The sequence below is a fragment of the Streptomyces sp. MBT65 genome (assembly GCF_016612545.1).
Classification (GTDB): Bacteria; Actinomycetota; Actinomycetes; order Streptomycetales; family Streptomycetaceae; genus Streptomyces.
In genome coordinates this window covers 1-4,514 of record NZ_JAENRY010000456.1, presented here as the reverse complement: position 1 = coordinate 4,514, position 4,514 = coordinate 1, and the positions used below count along the sequence as shown (strand labels likewise).

Sequence of the window (4,514 nt, the reverse complement as noted above, 5' to 3'; positions counted from 1 at the left end):
CCCAGCACCAGCCCCGCCCCCGCCCCGAAGCACAACGTCGGGATCAGGTCCCAGAGGCTTGCTGTCGAGCCCCAGTAGGCCCACCAGTTGGAGGCCCGTTCCGCTGCCGCGAGCAGGGCGCAGGTGGTGAGGAGGAGCCCGGCCGTCCAGCGGTCCCGTGCCGACAGCACGGGTACCCCCACCGGCTCCGCGGCCGGGCTCCGTCGTAGCGCGCGCAGCACGAACGTGGTGATCAGTAGCGCGCCGATCGCCGAACTGCCGTACTGGAAGGACGAGAACAGGGGTCTGCCGGCCAGTTCGCGGTCCAGGACGGGGAACAGCCGGACGCCCCACCGGTCGTGGTGGGTGAACGCGTCCCACACGACATGGGTCAGGCCGCCGAGCACCGCGGACGCGTACCAGCGGGCGGCCAGTGACGGGGTCGCACGCGCGCGTGGGGTGCCGCAGCGCAGGAGGGTGGCCGTACGGGGCTGTCGGGCGCGCGGGAGCAGGGCCACCAGGGGTTCGCGCAGCAGCAGCCACAGGCCGACCGTCGCCCAGGTGATGAGGACGTCGATGGTCAAGACGCCCGGGAAGGAATGCGTGACCTTCCCGAATTCCATCGCTCCGGGGACCGCGCTCGCCGCGTAGTACGTCATGTCGGGGGCGAAGGAACCCGCCACCAGCACCGCCGGTACAAGGAGGCCGCGCCCCCTTCCGTCGCCGCGCACGGCGGGCAGTACGGCGGCGGCATGACTCAAGGTGAACGGCAACAGAGGTCCCCGTAGGAGAGGTCGGCACATGGCCAAGCGGTGAATAACGGTCACCAACGGGTGCCCGTGCAAAGCAAGTTGTCGTAGGGTCGCCTGGGTCCCCGCGCGGGGCCCGCGAACGGCCGGAGACGGAGAACAGAAGTACACACCATCCGATAACGACCACGAGGGCAACCTGCGGGGCGGGTCGACCGTCACACCAGGCGCAGAGGCAACAGACAAGGACGGGCGCTCGGGCGTCCCTGGGAGGGGTTCACTCCATGACGGCGCATTTCGGCAGGCGGCTGCGCAAGGGTGCGGCGACGACGGCGGTGGCCGCGGCAGCGGTCGCGGCACTGTCCGCGTCCCAGGCTCCGGTGGTGACCGGCAGCGACAGACCCATCGCCACCGGCCAGGCGACGCCCGACGCGAGTGACGCCGGCAGCGGCCACGGCGCCACCGGAGACTCGCCGTACTACACGGACCTCCCGCCGCTCAGCAGCCCTCTCCCGAGCCCCAGTCAGTCGCCGTCCATAGGGACCCCGGTCTCGGTGGGCGCAGCCGAGGCCGGCATCCCGGCGACCGTGCTCGACGCCTACAAGAAGGCCGAGACGGAACTCGCCGCGTCCAAGCCGGGCTGCAACCTGCCCTGGCAACTCCTCGCCGCCATCGGCAAGGTCGAGTCGGGCCAGGCCCGCGGCGGCCAGGTAGACGCGAACGGCACCACGACCTCCAAGATCCTCGGCCCCGCGCTCGACGGCAACGGCTTCGCGCTCATCAAGGACACCGACAACGGCGCGTACGACGGCAACAGCACGTACGACCAGGCGGTCGGGCCGATGCAGTTCATCCCGTCCACCTGGGCCTGGGCGGGCCGCGACGGCAACGGCGACGGGGTCAAGGACCCCAACAACGTCTACGACGCCGCGCTCGCCGCCGGCCACTACCTGTGCCGCAACGACTGGAACCTGTCGACCGACGCGGGCCTGCGCAGCGCGATCCTCAGCTACAACAACTCGACGGACTACCTGAACACGGTCCTGTCGTGGCTGGAGTTCTACCGCAAGGGCACCCACTCGGTCCCGGACGGCACGGGCACGCTGCCGTCGGGCCGCAGCGACGACGGCTCCAGATCCACGCCTTCGACCTCGCCCTCGCAGACGCCTCCGGCGACCTCGTCGCCGAGCCCCGACCCGACTCCGGGCGGCAGCACGAGCCCCAGCACGCCGGCCAGCCCGACCCCGACGCCCACGCCGACCGACACGGTGGCCAAGCTCGCGGACGCCGGTACGGCGAAGCTGACCGCCATGGCGGGCGACCAGTTCGGCAAGAAGATCAGCACCAGCGCCAGGACCTCGGCAGGCAAGGCCGTCGCCAAGGTCAGGATCCGGTTCACGATCGTCGGGACCACGGACGCCACCTTCACCGGCGGCGAGACGGTCGCCACAGTCGTCACCAACGCCTCCGGCGTGGCCGTCGCCCCCGCCCTCCAAGCGGGCGAGACGACCGGTGACTTCACCGTCCGCGCCACCGTCGTCGGCCGCGCGGTCGCCGGTCTCGATTACACGGCCAGCGTCACGCCCCGCGTCGCCGACACCCTGGCCCGCACCAGCACCACGGCGCTGACCTGCACCCCGGGCGGCGAGTTCACCGACCAGGTCCAGGTGAAGGCCACGTACAACGGCGCCGTCGCCGACAAGGTCGCGGCCACCGCGACCCTCGTCAAGGCGGCCGACGACACGACCGAGAACGACAAGGGCCCCTACTTCAAGGACGCGGACGGCAAGACCGTACGCACCCTCACGGGCCTGGCCACGGATGCCGACGGCCTCCTGACGCTGCCGAAGCTGTACGCCGACGACACCACCGGCACCTTCCTGCTCCAGATCACCACCACGGGCGGCGCGACCCTCACGGTCGAACTGACCGTGGCGGCGCCGACCGACACCTCCTCGGCCAGCCCGAGCGCTTCGGCCGACCCGAGCCCGTCGGCATCGCCGAGCGCGTAACGACTCGTAGGACCTGACGGCCGTACGACTGCACAGCCGCACGACGAGGGCGCCCCTCCGCTACGGCGGGAGGGCGCCCTTGTCGTGTCCGCCCCCTCCGTGCGTGTGCAACGTGTTCTCATCTCGCCCGCGCGTTGCTACGGTGCCCGACCTGACGACCTATCAGTTCCTGGGGGCGTCGGCTCCTTCGGTTTCTTTGTTCCCTGTCTGTCGGGAGGCCCGGCATGCGTGCTCTGATCGCCGCCGCGACCGGACTCGCGCTCGCGTTCGCGCTGGTCCTGACCATCACCGCGGTGGGCTCGCCGATGGGCAAGACCTCCCCGAAACCGCTGCTGACGACGGTGCCCGCGCACCCGTAAACGATTGCGCAAGCGTTTAACTCCTTGGTAGGGAGGCCGAGTTGCACCGCAAGGCCAGCCTGATCCTGCTCGCCCTCGCCGTGTTCTTCACGGCGCTGTCCCCGCTGCTGCGCTGGTACGCCTTCCCGCGCCTGGCCAAGATCCCGGCGAACCAGTACCAGGACATGGTCCTGGAGGCGAAGAACGCCACCCTCCTCGACTACAACAACCTGCAGGCCAAGACGGTCTCCAAGGTCACCATCGTGCAGACCCTCAAGGGCAACGTGGAGGCCGCCAAGAAGATCGACAAGACGGCCGGCCGGGACGTCGTCGTCTGGGACGGTCTGTCCTACGTCCAGGGCCCCGACGGCAAGATGGTCTCCTCGATCCCCGAGCGCTACATCTTCGACGCGCACTCCCAGGAGCCCGTCCACGCCACCGGCGAGATGGTCGACGGCGATCCGGTGAAACGGGACGGCATCGAGTTCAAGTGGCCGTTCCTGACCCAGAAACGGGACTACGAGTACTTCGACGCGCAGACCCGCACCACCAATCCGATCCACTACAAGGGCACCCAGAACTTCCGCGGCGTCAAGGTCTACTACTTCGAGCAGACCATCCCGTGGACCAAGGTCCCCTTGCCGAAGACGATGCCGGTCAAGGGCATCACCCCGGAGGACGTCGCCAAGACCGGCACCACCCGCTGGTACACCACGGTCCGCAAGTTCTGGGTCGAACCCGTCACCGGAGCACCGGTCTACGGCGAGGAGCTCCACAAGGAGGAACTGCGCGGCGGCACCCTGCTGAGCGGCCGGGCCAAGGTGACGGCGTTCGCCGGTGACGTGAAGATGCGCGAGGACTACATCAAGCACACCGTCGCCCTGGTGAAGTCCAACCGCACCCTCGTCCTGCTGATGGTCTCCTACCTCCCCTGGGGCTTCCTGACCCTCGGCCTCCTCCTGCTGGCCCTCTCCCTCTACCTGGAGGCCCGCAGCAGGCGCCCCGAAGACCCCGCGCCGACCGAGGTCCACGAACCGGAACCGGTCACCGCCTGAGCCGCGCATTCGTGAACCGCGTGGCCTCGGCGGCGGCCGGGTCCTCGGGCCACGGATGCTTCGGGTACCGCCCGCGCAACTCGGCCCGCACACCCTTGTAGCCGTCCTTCCAGAAGGACGCAAGATCGGCGGTGACGGCGGCGGGCCGCCCGGCGGGGGAGAGGAGATGCACGAGCACGGGCACCCCGGCGACGGTCGGCGACTCGTGAAGTCCGAACATCTCCTGCAACTTGACGGCGAGCACCGGCTGTTCGGGATTCCCGTAGTCGATCCTGATCCGGGACCCGCTCGGCACGACGTACCGCTCCGGAGCCAACTCGTCCAACCGCCCCGCGTCCCCGGAGGCCCACGGCAACAACCGCCGCAGCCCCTGCCCCGCAT

5 protein-coding genes are annotated in these 4,514 nt (G+C 69.9%); 3 read left to right on the top strand and 2 right to left on the bottom strand.

The features are described 5' to 3' along the window. On the bottom strand, positions 1-752 hold a 752-nt coding region (locus tag JHN63_RS47960), incomplete at its 3' end, for a DUF4184 family protein (protein WP_200691432.1). A gap of 260 nt (positions 753-1,012) precedes the next feature. Between JHN63_RS47960 and JHN63_RS47955 the strand changes: the two genes are divergently transcribed. The 3 genes from JHN63_RS47955 to JHN63_RS47945 all read left to right on the top strand — a co-directional run bounded on the left by JHN63_RS47955 (position 1,013) and on the right by JHN63_RS47945 (position 4,133). Then, positions 1,013-2,740: a lytic transglycosylase domain-containing protein gene (locus tag JHN63_RS47955; protein WP_200691430.1), complete on the top strand. Its 1,728-nt coding sequence runs from the start codon at positions 1,013-1,015 to the stop codon at positions 2,738-2,740. A gap of 224 nt (positions 2,741-2,964) precedes the next feature. Beyond that, positions 2,965-3,099: an SPW_0924 family protein gene (locus JHN63_RS47950; protein ID WP_200691429.1), complete on the top strand. Its 135-nt coding sequence runs from the start codon at positions 2,965-2,967 to the stop codon at positions 3,097-3,099. A 41-nt stretch (positions 3,100-3,140) separates the two neighbouring features. After that, positions 3,141-4,133: a DUF3068 domain-containing protein gene (locus JHN63_RS47945; RefSeq protein WP_200691428.1), complete on the top strand. Its 993-nt coding sequence runs from the start codon at positions 3,141-3,143 to the stop codon at positions 4,131-4,133. On the opposite strand, the gene JHN63_RS47940 is transcribed toward JHN63_RS47945, so the two are convergent. Next, the coding region (locus tag JHN63_RS47940) for an ATP-dependent helicase C-terminal domain-containing protein (RefSeq protein WP_307782165.1) at positions 4,123-4,514 on the bottom strand (392 nt) is incomplete at its 5' end. The genes JHN63_RS47945 and JHN63_RS47940 overlap by 11 nt on opposite strands.

Excerpts from the sequence above, each read along its gene's own strand:
- JHN63_RS47955 (WP_200691430.1), top strand. The coding sequence starts at position 1,013 with ATGACGGCGCATTTCGGCAGGCGGCTGCGCAAGGGTGCGGCGACGACG.
- JHN63_RS47950 (WP_200691429.1), top strand. The coding sequence starts at position 2,965 with ATGCGTGCTCTGATCGCCGCCGCGACCGGACTCGCGCTCGCGTTCGCG.